Genomic DNA, 19,682 nt, shown 5'->3' with positions numbered 1-19,682 from the left:
GCGTTTCGATGCCGATAAACATCACCATGCCTGCCCTTTCTCCCACCATGGAAGAGGGCAATCTGGCCAAGTGGCTGGTCAAGGAAGGCGACAAGGTCGCACCCGGTGACGTGATCGCCGAGATCGAGACCGACAAAGCAACCATGGAAGTGGAAGCCGTCGATGAGGGCACGGTCGCCAAGCTCGTGGTTCCCGCAGGCACGGAAGCGGTCAAGGTCAACGCCCTGATCGCTATCCTCGCCGCCGATGGCGAGGATGTGGCTGAGGCAGCAAAGGGCGGCAATGCTGCTCCTGCCGCGTCCCAGGCCAAAGCCGAGGCTCCGAAGCAAGAAGCTGCAAAGGCCGAAGCGCCAAAGGAAGAAGCTGTCCCAGCCAAGGCTGAAAAGCCAGTTGCCGACCAGTCCTCCGCACCTTCCACCCCGGCCCCGGTTGCAAAATCCGGCGAGCGCATCTTCGCTTCGCCGCTTGCCCGTCGTCTCGCCAAGGAGGCCGGTCTCGACCTCACGGCCGTGTCCGGTTCCGGCCCGCATGGCCGTATCGTCAAGACTGACGTGGAAAAGGCTGCCGCTTCCGGTGGTGCGAAGGCTGCTCCTGCCGCCGCAGCATCCGCAGGCGCACCAGCTGCCGCACTTGCCAAGGGCCCGTCCGAAGAAGCTGTTCTCAAGCTGTTCGAACCCGGTTCTTACGAACTGGTGCCGCATGACGGCATGCGCAAGGTCATCGCCAAGCGTCTGGTCGAATCCAAGCAGACCGTTCCGCATTTCTACGTTTCCGTGGATTGCGAACTGGATACGCTTCTGGCGCTGCGCGCCCAGCTCAACGCCGCCGCTCCCGAAAAGGACGGCAAGCCCGCCTACAAGCTTTCGGTCAACGACATGGTCATCAAGGCGCTGGCTCTCGCGCTGCGCGATGTGCCTGATGCCAACGTCTCCTGGACGGAAAGCAACATGGTCAAGCACAAGCATTCGGATGTCGGCGTTGCCGTTTCCATTCCGGGTGGCCTGATCACGCCGATCATCCGCAAGGCGGAAGAGAAGTCGCTCTCCACCATCTCCAACGAGATGAAGGACTACGGCAAGCGCGCCAAGGAGCGCAAGCTGAAGCCCGAGGAGTATCAGGGCGGCACGACGGCCGTGTCCAACATGGGCATGATGGGCGTCAAGAGCTTCTCCGCCGTCATCAACCCGCCGCACGCCACCATTCTGGCAGTCGGCGCGGGCGAACAGCGTGCTGTCGTGAAGAACGGCGAGATCAAGATCGCCAATGTCATGACGGTTACGCTCTCTACCGACCACCGTTGCGTCGATGGCGCGCTCGGAGCCGAGCTGATCGGTGCCTTCAAGCGCTACATCGAAAACCCGATGGGCATGCTGGTTTGATCGGAGAGTGAGATGGTGAAGTCGGTCCTCTGCTTTGGCGATTCCCTGACATGGGGATCAGATGCGGAAACGGGTGGCCGGCACAGCCATGACGATCTTTGGCCGAGCGTCTTGCAAAAGGCGCTCGGGCCTGATGTGAAGGTGATCCACGAAGGGCTGGGTGGACGAACCACCGCCTATGATGACCATACCGCTGATTGCGATCGCAACGGCGCAAGGCTCTTGCCGACGCTTCTGCACAGCCACGCGCCGCTTGATCTGGTCATCATCATGCTCGGCACCAACGACTTGAAACCGTCGATTCATGGCTCGGCCATCGTCGCGATGAAGGGTGTGGAGCGGCTGGTCAAACTGGTGCGCAACCATGTCTGGCAGGTGCCGGACTGGGAAGCGCCGGATGTTCTGATCGTCGCGCCGCCGCAACTGTGCGAAACGGCCAACCCCGTGATGGGCGCTATCTTTCGCGATGCGATCGATGAATCGGCGATGCTCGCCCCGGTCTACCGGGATTTGGCCGACGATCTCGATTGCGGATTTTTCGATGCGGGGTCAGTTGCCCGCACGACGCCCGTAGACGGCGTTCATCTCGATGCTGAAAACACGCGGGCCATCGGGCGCGGGCTGGAGCCCGTCGTTCGCATGATGCTCGGACTTTGACAACAATTCTCGTTTCGGAACGGCATGCCGTGACCCGATAGGACAAGGCAGGATACCTATGGCTCAATCTTATGACGTCATCATCATCGGTTCGGGACCGGGCGGTTATATTGCCGCGATTCGCGCAGCCCAGCTCGGCATGAAGGTTGCCGTGGTCGAGCGCGAGCACCTTGCAGGCATCTGCTCCAACTGGGGCTGCATTCCCACCAAGGCGCTGCTGCGTACTGCCGATGTCTTGCATACGGCTCAGCACGCCAAGGATTACGGCCTGACGCTCGAAGGCTCGATCAAGCCTGATGTCAAGGCGATCGTTGATCGTTCGCGCGGCATCGCGCACCGCATGAACAACGGCGTCGGCTTCCTGTTCAAGAAGAACAAGGTCGATATCATCTGGGGCGAGGCCAAGATCACCAAGCCCGGTGAAATCGTAGTTTCCAAGACCCAGAAGAAGCCCGTCGAACCGATGGGCCCGGTTCCGAAGAACACGCTGGGCGAGGGCACCTATACCGCCAAGCACATCATCGTCGCCACAGGCGCCCGCCCGCGCGCGCTTCCAGGCATCGAACCGGATGGCAAGCTGATCTGGACCTATTTCGAGGCAATGAAGCCGGAAGAACTGCCGAAGTCGCTGCTCGTCATGGGTTCCGGCGCCATCGGCATCGAATTCGCCAGCTTCTACCGCACCATGGGTGTCGACGTTACCGTCGTTGAAATCATGAGCCAGGTGATGCCGGTCGAAGATGCGGAGATATCTGCCTTCGCCAAGAAGCAGCTGGAGAAGCAGGGCATCAAGTTCCATCTGGAAACCAAGGTTGCCAAGGTCGAGAAGGCTGCTAATTCGGTTACTGCGACGCTCGAGAAGAAGGACGGTTCGTCCGAGAAGATCACCGCTGACCGGATGATTTCGGCTGTCGGCGTCGTCGCCAACATCGAAGGCATCGGCCTTGAGGCCGTCGGCGTGAAGACCGATCGCGGCTTCATCGTCATCGACGGTTACGGCAAGACCAACGTGCCTGGCGTCTACGCCATCGGCGATGTCGCCGGCCCGCCGCTGCTCGCCCACAAGGCCGAGCATGAGGCCGTGATCTGCGTTGAAAAGATCGCCGGTCTGCCGAATGTTCACCCGATGGACAAGCTCAAGATCCCCGGCTGCACCTATTGCAACCCACAGGTCGCCTCTGTTGGTCTCACCGAAGCCAAGGCGAAGGAACTGGGCCGCGATATTCGCGTCGGCCGCTTCTCCTTTGCGGCCAACGGCAAGGCCGTGGCACTCGGTGAAGATCAGGGCATGGTCAAGACCATCTTCGACAAGAAGACAGGCGAGTTGATCGGCGCGCACATGGTTGGTGCGGAAGTCACCGAACTCATTCAGGGCTTCGTGGTCGCCATGAACCTCGAAACCACCGAAGAGGAACTGATGCACACGATCTTCCCGCATCCGACCATTTCCGAGTCGATGAAGGAAAGCGTGCTCGACGCCTACGGACGTGTGCTGAACGCATGAGTGCCCCGTGATGCCCGGCATTGTCTAACCATGCCGGGTGTCCCATATGTCTCAACGCTGGTTCTATAAGGGAGCGCGGGAATGGAAAATATTGGCTGGATTGCGGCAATCATCATCGGCGGTCTTGCCGGCTGGCTCGCCGGCAAACTCATGGATATGCGTTTCGGCATCTTCATGAATATCGTTCTCGGCATCGTCGGTTCGGTGGTTGCCGTTGCGGTGCTGAGAACCTTCGACGTTTTCGTGCAGGACAGCAGGCTCGGTTATTTCGTAACGTCCTTCATCGGCGCGAGCCTGTTGTTGTTCATGGCTAAGCTGGTACGGCGCTGACTAGGCTTCGTGCCCGGAAGGGGCTTACGCTTTTTCTGGAATTGTTCTAAAGCATCGCGTCAATAAATGTGATGATCGCGGCAAGCGATAGAAACAGGTTTCTTATGGTCACTATTCTCGACAGGACTTCGTCCGAAGAAAAGCGTATCCGCCACCCGGAAAAGGCCCATCGGCCTGATACCGAGGTTATGCGCAAGCCGGAATGGATCCGCGTCAAGGCGCCGACATCCAAGGGCTACCACGAGACGCGCGAACTGGTGCGCAGTCACAAGCTGGTGACGGTGTGCGAGGAAGCCGGCTGTCCAAATATCGGCGAATGCTGGGACAAGAAACACGCGACCTTCATGATCATGGGTGAGATCTGCACCCGCGCCTGCGCCTTCTGCAACGTCGCGACCGGCAAGCCCAATGCGCTTGACATGGACGAGCCGGAAAACGTCGCCAAGGCCGTCAAGCAGATGGGCCTCAGCCACGTCGTCATTACCTCGGTCGACCGCGATGATCTCGCCGATGGCGGCGCGGAGCACTTCGAAAAGGTGATCTGGGCGATCCGCGCTGCGTCTCCCAACACCACCATCGAAATTCTGACCCCGGACTTCCTGAAGAAGCCCGGCGCGCTGGAGCGTGTCGTCGCGGCGAAGCCCGATGTTTTCAACCACAATATGGAAACCGTTCCCGGCAATTACCTCACGGTTCGCCCCGGTGCGCGTTATTTCCATTCCGTGCGCCTGTTGCAGCGCGTCAAGGAACTGGACCCCACCATGTTCACCAAATCAGGTATCATGGTCGGCCTTGGCGAAGAGCGCAACGAAGTGCTGCAGTTGATGGACGATCTGCGCAGTGCTGACGTGGACTTCCTGACTATCGGCCAGTATCTGCAGCCGACCCGCAAGCACCACAAGGTCGAGGCTTACGTCACGCCGGAGGAATTCAAGTCCTATGAGACGGTCGCCTATACCAAGGGCTTCCTGATGGTCTCCTCCAGCCCGCTGACGCGTTCTTCCCACCATGCGGGCGACGATTTTGCACGCCTGCGCGCAGCCCGCGAGAAGAAGCTTCTGGCCGCTGCGGAGTAAGTGGGCGGGGCGGGCAATTTCTCTCACGCGTCATCCTTGGATTTGTCCCGAGGATGACGTTGCTGCTTTCACCTGAAGTCAAGCCACAACCTTCTCCGGCCGATGCGCGCGCATGCACAGGATGACGCTCAGCACGACTGAGCAAATCGCCAGGACTTCTACGATTGTTGGCCCACGACCTTCCCAGAGGAAACCATAGAGCAAGGCAAAGAGCGTCTCGAACAGGATCATCTGTCCAACCATGGTGAGCGGCAGCAGGCGGCTCATGCGGTTCCAGAGAGCATTTCCGAGAATGGATGCGGTGAACCCGAGACCGGCGGCGATGGCCGCAAAATGCAGCCAGTCCTTGGAGCTATGGCTTTCCCCGCCGAAAGCAAAGGCCGGTATGGCGAGCGCCAGCGCCAGCCCGCCGGTCACCACACCCGTCATCATGTTCCAGTCGTCGGCGCTGACATCGTGAAGGCGTGACAGCCAGCGGGCATTGCCAACCGCAAAGGCCGTCCATGAGGCGAGCGCGCCAAGCGCACAGGCCAGCCCGATCAGACGGGAGACATCCAGCCCCGCATCGCTTTCCGTCAGCGACTGCCAGGATATGCCGATAATGCCGATTGCGCCAAAGGCGAGCGACGGCCACAGACGCTTGAGCGATACCGCGCCATGATCGCGCGTGCCGATGATGGTGACGGCAACCGGCAGGAAGCCGATGATGATGGACGTGAAGGCAACGCCGCTCAGTTTTACCGCCGTTGATATGAAGACATAATAGGCGATGTTGCCGATCATGCTCAGCCAGCCGAGCGCGATCCATTCGCGCGCGCCGAAATGGGCCGATACCTGTTTCAGGCGCGGTCCGATGATGATGAGCGAAATCAGCCCGTAGGTCAGGTAACGGGCCGTCGACAGTTGCAGGGCGGAAAAATCCGGTACGAGTTTCGGGGCGAGAAAGATCGCACCCCAGAGAGCGCCCGCCATCATGCCGTAGATAACACCGAGGCTTGTCTTGTTCATGTCAGTCACATCCGCATTCACGATTGCCCGCGATGTGCCACAGCCACGTACGGCTGTCTTGACAAAAACTCCTGAGAGAAGAGGTGCTGTGCTTTCAGTGAATTCCGAAGGCCCGGCGATAAGCGGCAGGCGTTTTGCCCATCGCGTTGCGCATGGCGCGCGTCAGTGCCGTCTGGTCGGAAAAGCCGGCCCGCAGGGCAATTTCCGCAATCGGCAATGTGGAGTGGCGCAGCAATGCGCAGACCTTGTCCATGCGCAGCTCTGCAAGCCAGCGGTGAGGAGGGAGGTTGAACTCTTCCAGAAACAGCGCATGCAGGCGGCTATCGCTGATCGCGGCGCAGGATGCGAGCGTCTCGATGGTCCAGGGGAAAAATGGCTCCGCTCTGACGATCTTGCCCAGCGCATGCAGGCGGTGGCGGATATCGGTCTTTTCAGTCGCAAGGCTGTCGATCAGGAGCGGTGCCCAGAGGTTGGCAATATCCGCACGCGGCCCATCCGATCCGATGACGCCGCGCATGTAAGCGATCAGCTGCCGTGTATCCCGTGCGATATCGAGAAACGGCTTGTGGACAAATCTCTCCAGCACCTGTTCGGGAACAGCAGTTTCGTCGATATCGACCACCAGCGACCGGTTGATCGTCGTCGCTTCCTGTGTGTGCGATGTGTTGGGATGAATGAAGACCGCGCGCCCGGTGGACAATTCGTCCTGTAGCCCTGCTACATCGATCCGCAGACATCCCGAGACCGGAAGAACGATCTGCACGAAGCCGTGCCGTTCCTTCGGTCTTTCCTGCGTATAGGTCCTGATATCGGCGGATGCGGCGATCATGAGATTGTCATTTCCATCGTGAAAAGAAACGGCCGCCTCGAAAAGCGGCCGGTTTCAGTCCTGATTATGACATCGTCTTGAAGATTGGGCCAGCCGGCTTTATCGAGCCGGCGTCTAACATTCTTCCTTGGCGGTCGATTCGCCGCGTTTGCGCTTGCGCAAAACCGGCTTGTTCTCTCTCGCCTCGCATTTCGCAACGTCGATGAGATAGGCAAGCATCGGCATTTCGTTCATCGATGCAAGTTGCTTGGCGGATTCGAGAAGGTTGATGATGTTGGAAAAATCGTCCATCGGCTCACTCAGTGGCTCAAAGCGGGTTATGTGGGTGTGAACCCAGGGATGAATAAGCGCGGTGAAAATGGGAGGTTCCAGCGCCGTTGCATCCCATGGGTGTAATATTAGTCGCAAATAAATAGCAATCCCTGCGAGGGGGTTGCAATAGTTAAATTTCCGTAACATCGGACGCCGCGGCCATGCCGCCGCAGAATAATAGCCGCGCTATTTAAAAATGGCATGGTGGCGAAGACGAGGTTTATTCGATGCCGAACTATCTTGAAAAGGTGGAGGACGCGGCCGCGATTATCGCATCTGCGCAGCGTATTTCGGTCGTCGGTTGCTCCGGAGGCGGAAAATCGACGCTTTCCCGGAAGCTCGTAAGACGCTTTGGATTTGAATACATTTCCATGGATCGCGATATTTTCTGGTTGCCCGGCTGGCAGGCACGCCCGCGCCAAGAACAGCGGCAAAGGATCGCCGCCATCGTCACCAAAGACCGGTGGCTGATGGACGGCAGCAATCCATCGTCTTTCGACATGCGTCTGCCGAGATCCGACATCGTCCTTTGGGTGCGCATGCCGCGTTGGCTTTGCCTTTGGGGCGCCATCACCCGGATTGCCAAGGGGTATGGCAAGGCGCGTCCTGAAATGGCTGAAGGGTGCCCCGAAAGACTGGATCTCGATTTCCTGCGCTATATCTGGAATTTCGAACGCCGGCACGCCCCGATCTTCGAGCAGAATTTCGCGCTTTATGGTCCCAACGTGCCGGTATTCCAGCTTAAAAGCCGAAAACAGCTTCGCCGCCTTCTTGATCTTCTTGTTATCGAGGATTAACTCCCGCTCATGCCACAGTTCGAAACGCATCGCCTTGTAAAACACTCGCCCGACCGCATGTACGACCTCGTCGCCGATGTGGAGAAGTATCCGCAGTTTCTGCCGCTTTGCGAAGCGCTGGTCATCCGCTCGCGCAAGGAGCGGGACGGCAAGACTCTGCTGGTGGCTGATATGACGGTGGGCTACAAGGCCATTCGCGAGACCTTCACCACGCAGGTGCTGCTGAACCCGGCAGAGCGCGCCATCGACGTGAAATATATCGACGGCCCGTTCAAATATCTCGACAATCGCTGGCGTTTTGAAGCCTCCGCAGAGGGCGGCTCGGCCATTCATTTTTTCATCGAGTATGAATTCAAGAACAGGCTGCTCGGTGCGGTCATGGGATCGATGTTCGACAGGGCCTTCCGCATGTTCGCCGAAGCCTTCGAGACCCGCGCCGATAAAATCTACGCGGACCCAGCCTGATTGAGGGTAATCAGCATATCGAGCGCCGTCCTGACGGTCGCAAGACGGATTTCCGTGCGCCCGATCTCTCCGTAGTGCATTTCATGGTGCAGGATTTTACCGCTGCGTGCCATGGCGGCCAGATGCACCAGCCCCACCGGTTTTTCAGCCGAACCTCCGCCCGGACCGGCAATGCCGGTCACGGCTACGGCAAAATCCGCCCGGGAACGAAATAGCGCGCCGTGCGCCATTTGCAGCGCGGTCGGTCGGGATACGGCGCCGAAATTCGCCAGCGTCTCAGTTCCAACCCCAAGCATGTCCATCTTGGCCTGGTTCGTGTAGGTGACGAAGCCGCGATCGACGACGGCAGAAGAGCCGGCGATTTCCGTTAGCGAACCAGCAATCAGGCCGCCCGTACAGCTTTCCGCCGTCGAGACCATGAAGCCGCCGGCGGTAAAGTCAGAAATGATCCGCCGCGCCAGTTCTTCTATATCCGCAGGAAACAGGCTCATAGCGGTCTGCCCTTGTAGACCACAGTGGCAGTGGCAATCGCAGCAATACCTTCGCGGCGGCCGACGAAGCCGATCGTCTCGTTGGTGGTCGCCTTGACCGAGCAGCGCTCCAGCGCGATGCCGAGCATGTCGGAAAGCGCCTCACGCATGGCCTGCCGATGCGGTCCGATGCGCGGCGCTTCGGCAATCAGCGAGACATCGGCATTCATGATCGTGCCGCCATTGCCGCGGACTACTTTGGCCGCGTGTTCGAGGAAGATGCGCGAAGCGGCACCCTTCCATTGCGGATCGGAAGGCGGGAAGTGATCGCCTATGTCGCCAGCGCCGCAGGTGGCGAGCAGGGCATCCGTCAGCGCATGCAGCGCCACATCGGCATCCGAATGGCCTTTGAGTTTCTGGTCGTGTTCGATGAAGACGCCGCACAGTGTCACACCGTCTCCTGCTTCCAGCTGGTGCACGTCGTAACCATTGCCGGTGCGCACGTCAGGCAGTCCGTAGGAGAGCTTTTCATCGGCCATGGCGATATCCCGCTTGAGAGTGAGTTTCACATTGTCGACCGAGCCTTCGGTCAGCGTCACAGGCAGACTTGCCCACTCGGCGATCGAGGCGTCATCGGTAAAGTCGGTTTTTCCAGATGTGGCAGCAGCACGATGCGCGGCGAGGATTTCGCCATAGCCGAAGCTTTGCGGTGTCTGCGCCGCATAAAGACCCTGCCTTGAAACCGTTTCCGCGACAGAATCGCCTGCGCCACGCTTCAGCGTATCAGTGACGGGCAGGGCAGGCAGAACGCCGACAGCGCCCGCCTTGTGCAGCGCCACGATGCGTTCCAGCATGTCCACGGCGATGAAAGGCCGCACGGCATCGTGGATCATCACATGTGTCAGGTCTTGCGCGGCCAGCGCTTCCAGACCGGCGAGCACCGATTGCTGCCGGGTTGCGCCGCCCGTGACGGTGACGATCCGCTCCCCGGCATTCAGCCGTTCAAGGATTGGTGACAGGAGTGCCGCATCGTCGGCATGGATAACGACCACGATGGGAGATGTGCCTGCCCAGGCAAGAAAGGTCGACAATGTATGCTCGATCACGGCCTTGCCACCGATCGGGCGATATTGTTTCGGCCCTTCCTCGGGGGAGCCGGCTCTTTCTCCGCGTCCTGCGGCGACAACGACGATGCCGAGTTTCATAGTACTTTCCTGCATTGGTCTTATGCTTTGTGCGCAACCCTTAATGGTTGACAGTCCTGCTCTAGCGTTTCAAAACCCGAATGGCCAGCCCGATAAGCCGCCCACCCGCACCCACATGCCGCAGGATCGGTCATCCCGTTTGTTCAAACCTGCACAAATTGCCGCCGCCAGCAAAACAGGCAGGCAGGCCACGCGCAAATAAAAGGTGCAACCCTGTAAAAGTGCTTGGCAACTGCGCAAACACTGTCTAAAAATAATGCATATAACTCTTCTGCACGAAAGATCATCACTTGCCCCTTCCGGAGTTGTCAGTCCCGTTCAGCATCGGCTCAGTCGCGATCCGTAATCGCGCAGTGCTGGCGCCTATGTCGGGCGTGACAGATTTGCCTTTCCGTCAGCTCGCCTGGCGTTACGGCGCGGGCCTTGTGGTGACTGAAATGGTCGCAAGCCGGGAACTTGTCGCCAATCGTGGGGAATCTTGGGCGCGGCTGAAAAATGCCGGGATGGTTCCGCATATGGTGCAGCTCGCCGGACGCGAAGCGCATTTCATGGCGGAAGCGGCAAAAATTGCGGCTGATAATGGCGCTGGCATCATCGACATCAATATGGGTTGTCCGGCCAAGAAGGTGACGGGCGGGTACTCCGGTTCAGCCTTGATGCGGGATCCTGACCATGCGCTGTCGTTGATCGAGGCGACCGTCGGCGCGGTCGATGTGCCCGTGACGCTGAAGATGCGGCTTGGCTGGGATGAAAACACCATCAATGCACCTGAAATTGCTCGCCGCGCTCAAGCCGCTGGCGTCCAGCTCATCACCATTCACGGCCGCACCCGCATGCAGTTTTACGAAGGACGGGCGAACTGGGATGCCATTCGCGCCGTGCGCGAGGTGATTTCCGTGCCGCTGATCGCCAATGGCGATGTCGAGACCGCCGAAGATGCGCGTGAAATCCTCAGCCGTTCCGGCGCGGATGCCGTTATGGTCGGTCGCGGTGCACAGGGTCAACCCTGGCTGCCGGCGGTACTGGCCGGACATGCAGCGCCGCAACGCGCCGATATTGCCGATATCGCCGTCGAACATTACGACATGATGCTCGAATTTTATGGAAGGGAAGCCGGTCTTCGGCATGCCCGCAAACATCTGGGCTGGTATCTCGACCGTTTCGCGACGGAGATCGCCACCACCGACAAGGCTAAAATCATGACATCGCGTGATACGGGGGAAGTGGCTGATCTGCTGCGCTCCGCCCTTTGCGACAATGCGGGCGAAGAAGCCGCAAGGAAGGCCGCATGAGCGCTGATAAACACAGCCCGGCAGATGCGAACCCGCTCGCCATGGCGGTTCTGAACGCGGTGCAGAATCCCGTTATTCTGGTGGATGCCGAAGGTTTCATCGCTTTTGCCAATTGGGAAGCAGAAGCTTTTTTCGGGGCCAGCGCCTCCCATCTCGCCCGCTACCGCGTCTCCACCTTCATTCCCTTCGGCAGTCCGCTGCTTGCGCTGATCGATCAGGTGCGGGAACGCCGCGCGCCGGTAAATGAATATCGGGTCGATCTGAGCTCCCCCCGGCTTGGACAGGACAAGCTCGTCGATCTCTATGTCGCGCCTGTTGTCAGCGAGCCGGGGTCTGTTGTCGTCGTCTTCCAGGAACGGTCGATGGCTGACAAGATCGACCGGCAATTGACCCATCGGGCTGCTGCACGCTCTGTCACCGGCCTTGCCTCGATGCTGGCGCATGAGATTAAGAACCCGCTTTCGGGCATTCGTGGTGCCGCGCAGCTTCTCGAGACATCGGTTGCCGATGAGGACCGTGCGCTGACGCGGCTGATCTGCGACGAGACCGATCGTATCGTCTCGCTGGTTGACCGCATGGAAGTGTTTTCCGACGAGCGTCCGGTGGACCGCGTGCCGGTCAACATCCATTCGGTGCTCGACCATGTGAAGGCCATAGCCAAGGCTGGCTTTGCCCGTAACATCAAGATTTCCGAGAATTATGATCCATCGCTGCCGGCGGTCTATGCCAATCGCGACCAGCTGGTGCAGGTCTTTCTCAATCTGGTGAAAAACGCGGCGGAAGCCGTCGGGAATCAGTCGGAGGGCGAGATCGTGCTGACGACGGCATATCGTCCCGGCATGCGCATGTCCGTGGCGGGCAGCCGCGAACGCATCTCGCTGCCGCTTGAGTTTTGCGTGCATGACAATGGGCCGGGAGTGCCGGCCGATCTCCTGCCGCATCTCTTTGACCCCTTCATTACCACCAAGACGAATGGTTCGGGCCTGGGTCTGGCGCTTGTCGCCAAACTGATCGGCGCCCATGGCGGCATTGTCGAATGCGACAGCCAGAACCATCGCACGACTTTCCGCGTATTGATGCCCGTCTCGCCTGAAGTGGCGCTGGACGACCGCATCTTGCCGAACTCGACAGGAAATGACAGATGACAGCTACTATCCTCGTCGCCGATGATGATGCCGCGATCCGCACCGTGCTTAATCAGGCGCTCAGCCGTGCCGGTTACGATGTGCGCATCACGTCCAATGCCGCAACGCTCTGGCGCTGGGTTTCTGCCGGCGAGGGCGATCTGGTCGTTACCGATGTCGTGATGCCCGATGAAAACGCCTTCGATCTGCTTCCGCGCATCAAGAAGGCTCGCCCGGACCTGCCGGTTCTGGTGATGAGTGCCCAAAACACTTTCATGACCGCGATCAAGGCCTCGGAAAAGGGCGCTTACGATTACCTGCCCAAGCCGTTCGACCTGACAGAGCTGATTGCCATCATCGGCCGCGCCCTGTCGGAGCCGAAGCGCAAGCCCGCCAAACTGGACGACGATATGCAGGACGGCATGCCGCTCGTCGGCCGCTCGGCCGCCATGCAGGAAATCTACCGGGTTCTCGCCCGCCTTATGCAGACCGATCTGACGCTGATGATTACCGGCGAATCCGGCACTGGCAAGGAACTGGTGGCGCGCGCGCTGCATGATTACGGCAAGCGCCGCAACGGCCCCTTCGTCGCCATCAACATGGCGGCAATTCCGCGTGATCTGATCGAATCGGAACTGTTCGGCCATGAGAAGGGCGCCTTCACCGGCGCGCAGAACCGCTCGACCGGCCGTTTCGAACAGGCCGAGGGCGGCACGCTGTTTCTCGACGAAATCGGCGATATGCCAATGGACGCCCAGACGCGGTTGCTGCGCGTATTGCAGCAGGGCGAATATACGACGGTGGGCGGACGCACGCCGATCAGGACCGATGTTCGCATCGTCGCCGCCACCAACAAGGACCTGAAGCAGTCGATCAACCAGGGCCTTTTCCGCGAAGACCTCTATTACCGCCTGAACGTCGTGCCGCTGCGGCTACCGCCGCTGCGCGACCGCGCTGAGGATATTCCCGATCTTGTGCGCCATTTCATCCAGACGGGTGAAAAGGAGGGGCTGGAAGGAAAGCGCTTCGAGACCGAGGCGCTGGAAGTCATGAAGGCCTATGCCTGGCCCGGCAACGTGCGCGAACTCGAAAACCTGATCCGTCGCCTGATGGCGCTTTATCCGCAGGAAGTCATCACCCGCGAGATCATCGAGCAGGAATTGCAGTCGGATGTTCCAGACAGCCCGCTCGACAAGATGGCGGTCCGGACCGGCTCGTTGACCATTTCGCAGGCGGTCGAGGAAAACATGCGGGATTATTTCGCAAGTTTCGGCGAAGGCCTGCCGCCGCCAGGTCTCTACGACCGTGTTCTGCGCGAACTGGAATATCCGCTCATTCTCGCCGCCCTGACGGCGACGCGCGGTAACCAGATCAAGGCTGCCGATCTTCTTGGCCTCAACCGCAATACGCTGCGCAAGAAGATTCGCGAGCTTGGCGTTTCCGTGTATCGCAGCTCCCGCCCCAGCTGAGAATGTTGACAAGGCCGCGGTTGTCGTTGCATTTTCGCCACATTGTGTTGCTTGGAAAACACTAGGATGGAGAGAGATTCGCCGGCACGAGGCGGATTCGCCCATTTTCATGAATGTGGTGCTGGCTAGCCAGCGATTGGGAGAAATGCATGCGGAAACCCGCCGCCGAAAAAGCCGTTGCCGAAGACGCAGCGGGAATGGTGGTAGCCGATCGCAGGATGTCTTTCGCTCTGCCGGGGCTGGTGCTTGCCGGTGTCGCCCTTGTTTGCGCCATACTGACACTTTTCGTGCTTCTGGGCGTAACACCGATTGCGCCGACATCGAATGTCGTCATCGCCTCGGTCGTCATCAATTCGGTCTTCGTGATCGGACTGATCTTTCTCATCGGTCGGGAAATCAACCGCCTGCTGAAAGCGCGGAAAAAGGGCAGGGCGGCGGCACGATTGCATGTGCGCATCGTCGTGCTGTTTTCCATCGTTGCGATTACACCGGCCGTTCTTGTCGCCATCTTCGCCAGTCTGACGCTGAATGTCGGTCTCGACCGCTGGTTTGCGCTACGTACCCAGTCGATCGTCGATTCCTCCAGCAATATCGCCCAAGCCTATATGATGGAGAATGCCGGTTATCTTCAGGGGCAGACCCTGTCGATGGCCACTGACCTCGACCGCAATCGCGCGCTCTTTTATCTCGACCGCACCGGCTTCGTCGATCTCATGACCCGTCAGGCCAAGGGCCGTGGTCTTCTCGGCGCATTCCTGGTGCAGGAAGACGGCGACGCCGTCGCGCAAGCCGATATCAAGACGGAAAAGCCGCTTCCGGCCATTCCGCACGATGCGCTTGAAAAGGCCGCCGCTGGTCAGCCAACCCTTATTCCGCCTGGCATCACCAATCTCGTCGGCGCCATCATCAAGCTCGAGGGCATCAGCGGTACGTTCCTTTACACCGTGCGTGCCGTCGATCCCAAGGTAATGGGCGCGATGCGGCTAATGGAAGAGAACCGCGCCGAATACAAGGCGATGGAGGCCGGCCGTGCGCCGTTGCAGATTGCGTTTGCAATCCTCTATCTCGGTTTCGCGCTGATCGTACTTCTGGCGGCGATCTGGACCGCGATTGCGGTAGCCGACCGTATCGTGCGTCCTATCCGTCTCCTCATCAGCGCCGCAGACAGTGTCGCCACCGGAAACATGCATGTGCTGGTTCCCGTTCGCGCCATCGATGGCGACGTTGGCCGCCTGTCGCGCACCTTCAACAAGATGGTCTCGGAACTGCGCAGCCAACAGGAACAGATCATTGAAGCGAAAGACGACATCGATGATCGCCGCCGCTTCATCGAGGCCGTATTGTCGGGCGTTACCGCCGCCGTTATCGGCATTGATGAAAACCGCAGGATCACCATCGTCAATCCTTCGGCTGAAGAATTCGTGGCGCTTTCCTCCGACCAGCTGATCGGTGCGCAACTATCTGATATCGCGCCTGAAATCGAAGAGGTCGTGACCGAGGCCAACACCTGGTCGCGCGGCAATTTCCGCAAGCAGATCAACATCATGCGGCGCGGCACCGAACGGACGCTCAATGTGCAGGTGACCCGTGAAGATGCACGCGACAGCCGCGACAGCTACGTCATCACTCTCGACGATATCACCGATCTCGTCATTGCCCAGCGCTCGACCGCCTGGTCCGACGTCGCGCGGCGTATTGCGCATGAGATCAAGAATCCTCTGACACCTATCCAGCTTTCCGCCGAGCGCATCAAACGCCGCTTCGGCAAGCAGATCGACGAGAACGATCGCGCCATCTTTGACCAGTGTACGGACACCATCGTCCGGCAGGTTGGTGACATCGGCCGGATGGTGGATGAATTCTCGGCCTTTGCGCGCATGCCGAAGCCCACGAAGGAAAAGTCGGACCTGCGTTCGATCTTGAAGGACGCGGCATTCCTGCGCGAAATAAGCGCCGCAGACACGAAATTCTCGACGGAATTTGGCGATGTCCCGCTGGAGGGCATGTTCGATGCCCGCATGCTGGGACAGGCGTTCGGCAATCTCATCAAGAATGCAACGGAAGCGATCGAAGCGGTGGAAGGCGAAAAGCGGCCAGGTAAAATCCTGGTGCGCGCATCCTTTGACGAGGCCAATTCGCGGTTCGTGGCTGACATCATCGACAATGGCAGAGGCTTGCCCGTCGAGAACCGTCACCGCATTCTCGAACCCTATATGACGATGCGGGACAAGGGCACGGGCCTCGGCCTCGCCATCGTCAAGAAAATCATCGAAGAGCATGGCGGGTATCTGGAACTCCACGATGCCCCGCCGGAGTTCGACCATGGCCACGGTGCCATGATCAGAGTGCTGCTGCCCTATATCGAGGCGGTCGGCGGCAAAAATAACAAGGAAGCAGCATATGGCGTCTGATATTCTGGTCGTGGATGACGAGGCGGACATTCGCGAAATCGTAGCGGGTATTCTTTCCGATGAAGGCCACGAGACGCGCATGGCGTTCGACAGCGACAGCGCGCTGGCCGCCATTTCCGAACGCGTTCCGCGTCTCATCTTTCTCGACATCTGGATGCAGGGGTCGAAGCTCGACGGTCTGGCCCTGCTGGACGAGATCAAGAGCCGCCATCCCGATATCCCTGTTGTGATGATTTCCGGTCACGGCAACATCGAAACCGCCGTCAACGCCATCAAGCGCGGCGCGTTCGATTTCATTGAGAAGCCGTTCAAGGCAGACCGCCTGATCCTGATTGCCGAACGCGCGCTGGAGAACTCCAAGCTGAAGCGGGAGGTGCAGGAACTCAAGAAGCGCACTGGCGATGCGGTTGAACTCGTCGGCGCGTCGCTTGCGGTTTCCCAACTTCGCCAGACCATTGACCGCGTGGCGCCCACCAACAGCCGCATCATGATTCTCGGCCCCTCCGGTTCCGGAAAGGAGCTGGTGGCGCGCATGGTGCACAAGAAATCCTCGCGTGCTACAGGACCTTTCGTTGCGCTGAACGCTGCGACCATCACGCCGGACCGCATGGAAATCGCCTTGTTCGGCACGGAAGGCCTGCCCGGGCAGCCGCGCAAGGTGGGCGCTCTGGAAGAGGCCCATCGCGGTGTTCTCTATCTCGATGAAGTCGGCGAGATGCCGCGCGAAACCCAGAACAAGATCCTGCGCGTGCTGGTCGATCAGCAGTTCGAGCGTGTCGGTGGCGGCAAGCGGGTAAAGGTGGATGTGCGCATCATCTCCTCAACCGCCCATCACCTCGAAAGCCTGATCGCCGAAGGCCAGTTCCGCGAAGATCTCTACCATCGCCTCGCCGTGGTGCCGGTGAAGGTGCCGGCGCTGTCCGAGCGGCGTGAGGATATTCCTTTCCTCGTAGACATGTTCATGCGGCAGATTTCCGAACAGGCCGGCATCCGCCCGCGCAAGATCGGCGATGACGCCATGGCCGTTCTCCAGACGCATGACTGGCCGGGTAACATTCGCCAGCTCCGCAACAATATCGAGCGGCTGATGATTCTGGCACGCCCCGAAGGCGGTGAGGCACCAATCTCGGCAGACATGTTGCCGGCGGATATTGGCGACATGCTGCCGAAGATTTCGGCGCAAGGCGATCAGCACATCATGACCCTGCCGCTGCGCGAAGCACGTGAAATGTTCGAGCGGGACTATCTGGTCGCCCAGATCAACCGCTTCGGCGGCAATATTTCACGAACGGCGGAATTTGTCGGCATGGAAAGATCGGCACTGCATCGCAAACTGAAATCTCTCGGCGTATAAGAGACGAAGGCCCAAGTCGTCGTAATCGATTATTCCGTCAGAGAGACAGCATGAAAGTCATCATTTGCGGCGCAGGGCAGGTGGGTTACGGCATTGCCGAACAACTGTCGCGCGAGGATAATGAGGTATCGGTCATCGATACCTCCGCGACCCTCATTACCGCCATTACAGAGACGCTGGATGTGCGCGGTTATGTCGGCCATGGCGCCCATCCCGACATGCTGGCAAAGGCGGGTGCGGACCAGGCCGACATGATCATCGCCGTGACCCTGCATGACGAGATCAATATCGTCGCCTGCGAGGTTGCGCATGCGCTGTTCAGCGTTCCGACCAAGATCGCCCGCATCCGCGACCAAAGCTATCTGAAACCGGAATATGCCGATCTGTTCAGCCGCGAAAACATGTCGATCGACGTGACGATTTCGCCTGAAGTCGAAGTCGGCAAGATGGTACTCAGGCGCATCGCCTTTCCGGGTGCCACCGATGTCGTGCGTTTCGCCGACGACACGGTCTTCATGCTGGCAATCGAGTGCATGGAGGACTGCCCGGTCATCAATACGCCGCTCCAGCAGCTTTCCAACCTCTTTCCGGACCTTATCGCAACCGTGGTGGGTGTCTACCGGAACGGCATCCTCAAGGTCGCGCACTCCTCCGAGCAGCTGCGCGTCGGCGACCTCGCTTATGTCATCTGTCAGCGCCAGCACGCACGCCGCACCCTTGGCCTCTTCGGCCATGAGGAGCAGGAGGCGCAGCGCATCGTCATTGCGGGCGCCGGCAATATTGGCCACTTCGTCGCGCAGAAGATCGAGGAGTTGCAGCCTAAGACGCGGGTAAAGATCATCGAGGCGGATCGCGACAGGGCTATTGCCGCATCGGAACAGCTCAGCAACACCATTGTCATGCATGGTTCGGCGCTGGACCAGAAGATTTTGCTGCAGGCCGATATTCAGGATGCGGATCTGATCGTGACGCTGACCAACAGCGATCAGACCAATATACTGGCGGCGGTGATGGCCAAGCAGCTCGGCTGCAAATCCAACCTTGCATTGTTGAACAGCTCGTCCTTTCACGAGGTTGCGGATTCACTCGGTCTCGACGCCTATATTAATCCCCGGGCCGTTACCATTTCGCGCGTTCTCCAGCATGTGCGCAAGGGCCGTATCCGGTCGGTTTATGCCGTTCAGCGCGGCTCGGCGGAGGTAATCGAGGCAGAGGCGCTGGAGACTTCGCCGCTGGTCGGCCAGTCCTTCCGTGACATCGATATGCCTGATGGCGTGCGCATCGGCGCGATCTATCGCGACGGTGTGGTGATCCGCCCGGACGGCAGCACGAAGATCAAGGCGAAGGACCGCGTCGTGCTGTTTGCATCTGCCGATGCGGTGCGCGACGTGGAACAGCTTTTCCGGGTTTCGATACAATATTTCTGACTGTTTCGAATCGAAAAAGCAGGTCAATACTCGTACTCATTCGGCTGTTTTCGCCGTTGCGGAACAGGACACGATTTGATACCAGAGTTGCAGGTCGGCCAAGCGGGGGACTAGACTCGGCCGGCTTATTATTGATTGATTATTTTCCGGTATCCCTGCCGGCAAAAAAGAAAGAAGCGGCGCCATGGCGGAACGTTCTCAAAACCTTCAGGATCTTTTCCTCAATACCGTTCGTAAGCAAAAGATTTCGCTCACGATTTTCCTGATCAACGGCGTCAAGCTGACGGGCGTTGTCACTTCCTTCGATAATTTCTGCGTGCTTCTGCGCCGTGACGGTCACTCGCAGCTTGTTTACAAGCATGCGATCTCCACCATCATGCCCGGCCAGCCGATGCAGATGTTCGAGAGCGAAGAAGGCGCAGCCTGATCAGGCTCCCTCAACGGTATCTTCGATATAAGCTGACCTGAACCGGGAACATTTCCGGTTCAATCAGGTTAATCCACATAGTCGTCCGCACGGATGCGGTCGGCTGCAAATTCATTTCTTGATAAGGCTGAACCCATTACGACGCG

19 protein-coding genes are annotated in these 19,682 nt (G+C 59.2%); 14 read left to right on the top strand and 5 right to left on the bottom strand.

Annotated elements, in window-relative coordinates; all coding sequences use genetic code 11:
• Positions 1 to 8 precede the first annotated feature (8 nt).
• The 5 genes from J5276_RS07730 (at position 9) to lipA (ending at position 4,946) form a co-directional block, all read left to right on the top strand.
• Positions 9 to 1,379 carry a pyruvate dehydrogenase complex dihydrolipoamide acetyltransferase gene (locus tag J5276_RS07730; RefSeq protein ID WP_019565543.1) on the top strand — a complete coding sequence of 457 codons (1,371 nt, stop codon included), beginning with the start codon at positions 9 to 11 and terminating at the stop codon, positions 1,377 to 1,379.
• Positions 1,380 to 1,391: 12 nt separating this feature from the next.
• A complete protein-coding gene (locus J5276_RS07725) occupies positions 1,392 to 2,036 on the top strand; it encodes an SGNH/GDSL hydrolase family protein (RefSeq protein ID WP_003512881.1) in 645 nt (214 codons plus the stop codon).
• Between the two features lie 58 nt (positions 2,037 to 2,094).
• Complete coding sequence (gene lpdA / locus J5276_RS07720; protein WP_013636031.1) at positions 2,095 to 3,540, top strand: dihydrolipoyl dehydrogenase; 1,446 nt, start codon at positions 2,095 to 2,097, stop codon at positions 3,538 to 3,540.
• Positions 3,541 to 3,621: 81 nt separating this feature from the next.
• A complete protein-coding gene (locus J5276_RS07715; RefSeq protein ID WP_003512885.1) occupies positions 3,622 to 3,870 on the top strand; it encodes a GlsB/YeaQ/YmgE family stress response membrane protein in 249 nt (82 codons plus the stop codon).
• Between the two features lie 104 nt (positions 3,871 to 3,974).
• Positions 3,975 to 4,946 carry a lipoyl synthase gene (lipA, locus tag J5276_RS07710; protein WP_003512887.1) on the top strand — a complete coding sequence of 324 codons (972 nt, stop codon included), beginning with the start codon at positions 3,975 to 3,977 and terminating at the stop codon, positions 4,944 to 4,946.
• A 78-nt stretch (positions 4,947 to 5,024) separates the two neighbouring features.
• Here the strand turns inward: lipA and J5276_RS07705 are convergent, their stop codons facing one another.
• The 3 genes from J5276_RS07705 to J5276_RS07695 all read right to left on the bottom strand — a co-directional run bounded on the left by J5276_RS07705 (position 5,025) and on the right by J5276_RS07695 (position 7,074).
• Positions 5,025 to 5,954 (bottom strand): DMT family transporter, encoded by a 930-nt coding sequence (locus tag J5276_RS07705; RefSeq protein ID WP_112155098.1) that lies wholly within the window; start codon positions 5,952 to 5,954, stop codon positions 5,025 to 5,027.
• A gap of 94 nt (positions 5,955 to 6,048) precedes the next feature.
• Positions 6,049 to 6,783 carry an AraC family transcriptional regulator gene (locus tag J5276_RS07700; RefSeq protein WP_112155097.1) on the bottom strand — a complete coding sequence of 245 codons (735 nt, stop codon included), beginning with the start codon at positions 6,781 to 6,783 and terminating at the stop codon, positions 6,049 to 6,051.
• 114 nt (positions 6,784 to 6,897) lie between these two features.
• Positions 6,898 to 7,074 (bottom strand): hypothetical protein, encoded by a 177-nt coding sequence (locus J5276_RS07695; RefSeq protein ID WP_003512893.1) that lies wholly within the window; start codon positions 7,072 to 7,074, stop codon positions 6,898 to 6,900.
• Positions 7,075 to 7,322: 248 nt separating this feature from the next.
• Between J5276_RS07695 and J5276_RS07690 the strand changes: the two genes are divergently transcribed.
• Positions 7,323 to 7,892, top strand: a complete 570-nt coding sequence (locus J5276_RS07690) for an AAA family ATPase (RefSeq protein WP_112155096.1) — start codon at positions 7,323 to 7,325, stop codon at positions 7,890 to 7,892.
• Between the two features lie 9 nt (positions 7,893 to 7,901).
• Positions 7,902 to 8,357 (top strand): type II toxin-antitoxin system RatA family toxin, encoded by a 456-nt coding sequence (locus tag J5276_RS07685; RefSeq protein WP_003512897.1) that lies wholly within the window; start codon positions 7,902 to 7,904, stop codon positions 8,355 to 8,357.
• Here the strand turns inward: J5276_RS07685 and J5276_RS07680 are convergent.
• Together J5276_RS07680 and J5276_RS07675 are read right to left on the bottom strand one after the other, a co-directional pair.
• On the bottom strand, positions 8,339 to 8,848 hold the full coding sequence (locus tag J5276_RS07680; RefSeq protein ID WP_112178572.1) for a CinA family protein: 510 nt from the start codon (positions 8,846 to 8,848) through the stop codon (positions 8,339 to 8,341). The genes J5276_RS07685 and J5276_RS07680 overlap by 19 nt on opposite strands.
• Entirely contained in the window at positions 8,845 to 10,032 is a 1,188-nt protein-coding gene (locus J5276_RS07675) for a bifunctional 2-C-methyl-D-erythritol 4-phosphate cytidylyltransferase/2-C-methyl-D-erythritol 2,4-cyclodiphosphate synthase (RefSeq protein WP_112155094.1), read from the bottom strand. The genes J5276_RS07680 and J5276_RS07675 overlap by 4 nt, the downstream gene beginning before the upstream one ends.
• Before the next feature lie 305 nt (positions 10,033 to 10,337).
• On the opposite strand from J5276_RS07675, the gene dusB reads away from it, so the two are divergent.
• The 7 genes from dusB (at position 10,338) to hfq (ending at position 19,536) form a co-directional block, all read left to right on the top strand.
• On the top strand, positions 10,338 to 11,324 hold the full coding sequence (dusB, locus tag J5276_RS07670) for a tRNA dihydrouridine synthase DusB (protein ID WP_255610144.1): 987 nt from the start codon (positions 10,338 to 10,340) through the stop codon (positions 11,322 to 11,324).
• Positions 11,321 to 12,469 (top strand): nitrogen regulation protein NR(II), encoded by a 1,149-nt coding sequence (locus J5276_RS07665; protein ID WP_003512904.1) that lies wholly within the window; start codon positions 11,321 to 11,323, stop codon positions 12,467 to 12,469. Before dusB ends, J5276_RS07665 begins: the two co-directional genes overlap by 4 nt.
• A complete protein-coding gene (ntrC, locus tag J5276_RS07660) occupies positions 12,466 to 13,917 on the top strand; it encodes a nitrogen regulation protein NR(I) (RefSeq protein ID WP_003512914.1) in 1,452 nt (483 codons plus the stop codon). Before J5276_RS07665 ends, ntrC begins: the two co-directional genes overlap by 4 nt.
• Positions 13,918 to 14,066: 149 nt before the next feature.
• A complete protein-coding gene (locus J5276_RS07655; protein WP_003512916.1) occupies positions 14,067 to 16,328 on the top strand; it encodes a PAS domain-containing sensor histidine kinase in 2,262 nt (753 codons plus the stop codon).
• The gene (locus J5276_RS07650) at positions 16,318 to 17,682 is read left to right on the top strand and encodes a sigma-54 dependent transcriptional regulator (RefSeq protein WP_003512918.1); all 1,365 of its coding nucleotides are present in this window, start codon (positions 16,318 to 16,320) and stop codon (positions 17,680 to 17,682) included. Before J5276_RS07655 ends, J5276_RS07650 begins: the two co-directional genes overlap by 11 nt.
• Positions 17,683 to 17,732: 50 nt before the next feature.
• Positions 17,733 to 19,109: a Trk system potassium transporter TrkA gene (gene trkA / locus J5276_RS07645; protein ID WP_003512920.1), complete on the top strand. Its 1,377-nt coding sequence runs from the start codon at positions 17,733 to 17,735 to the stop codon at positions 19,107 to 19,109.
• 184 nt (positions 19,110 to 19,293) lie between these two features.
• The gene (gene hfq, locus J5276_RS07640; protein WP_003496145.1) at positions 19,294 to 19,536 is read left to right on the top strand and encodes an RNA chaperone Hfq; all 243 of its coding nucleotides are present in this window, start codon (positions 19,294 to 19,296) and stop codon (positions 19,534 to 19,536) included.
• Positions 19,537 to 19,682 lie beyond the last annotated feature (146 nt).

It is taken from the genome of Agrobacterium sp. S7/73, assembly GCF_019355535.1.
GTDB lineage: Bacteria > Pseudomonadota > Alphaproteobacteria > Rhizobiales > Rhizobiaceae > Agrobacterium > Agrobacterium tumefaciens.
The sequence above is the reverse complement of the archived record's forward strand: the minus strand, read 5'-3'. Positions and strand labels throughout refer to the sequence as shown.